Source organism: Leifsonia sp. HAY1-4F, from assembly GCF_056755275.1.
In genome coordinates this window covers 1-363 of record NZ_JBNDHX010000216.1, presented here as the reverse complement: position 1 = coordinate 363, position 363 = coordinate 1, and the positions used below count along the sequence as shown (strand labels likewise).

Annotated in this window: 1 protein-coding gene; it reads left to right on the top strand. The window is 63.1% G+C overall.

Annotated elements, in window-relative coordinates; all coding sequences use genetic code 11:
- The coding region (locus ACPYOG_RS19270) for an AMP-binding protein (RefSeq protein WP_481295742.1) at positions 1 to 363 on the top strand (363 nt) is incomplete at both ends.

The window sequence follows — 363 nt, the reverse complement described above, 5'->3', positions numbered from 1 at the left end:
AATTGATGCTGGACGGTGCGAACAGTGTTGAGGTTTTGGACGTCCCCGACGAACGAGCCGCAGCAGCCCTCTGCTATACCTCCGGAACCACAGGTCGCCCCAAGGGTGTGCTGTACGACCATCGCTCCATCATCCTGCATGCCATGTCCCTCCTGTTCGCCGATACCTTCGCCCTGGGCGCCGGCGATGTGGTGATGCCGATCGTTCCCATGTTCCATGCCAATGCCTGGGGGCTCCCGTACGCAGCCGCCATGTGCGGGGCTTCCCTCGTTCTGCCAGGCCGGGCCACGGGGCCGGAGCAGCTCGCAGAATTGTTGGAACAGGAAAAGGTCACCGTCTCCGCTGCCGTGACCACGGTCTGGA